Consider the following 284-nt stretch of genomic DNA (forward strand, 5'->3'; position numbering starts at 1 on the left):
GGGATTACCAAATAGCAACCCAGCAACTAAACCAAGAACAGTTAGATTCAATTGGCTGGCATAAGTCACGTCATGCACTATCTAATCATGCCAACATGTTCCACTATTATCGTTTCACTAAAGATAATCGTATTACCTGGGGCGGCGGTGGCGCTGTTCGTTATTACTTTAATAACGGCATAGATCAGAGTTATGACGACATTCCTGAACGCTTTGCGCAATAGTCTGAAGAATTCTTTGAAACATTTCCTCAACTTAAAGGCATTAAATTCACTCATCGCTGT

At 40.5% G+C, this 284-nt stretch carries 1 protein-coding gene; it reads left to right on the plus strand.

Annotation, left to right across the window (positions count from 1 at the left end; genetic code table 11):
• Positions 1 to 224, plus strand: a 224-nt coding sequence (locus tag AACQ14_RS24365; RefSeq protein ID WP_339366117.1) for a hypothetical protein, incomplete at its 5' end; no start/stop codon positions are given.
• Positions 225 to 284: the final 60 nt, after the last annotated feature.

The organism is Vallitalea maricola, assembly GCF_036985595.1.
Lineage (GTDB): Bacteria > Bacillota > Clostridia > Lachnospirales > Vallitaleaceae > Vallitalea > Vallitalea maricola.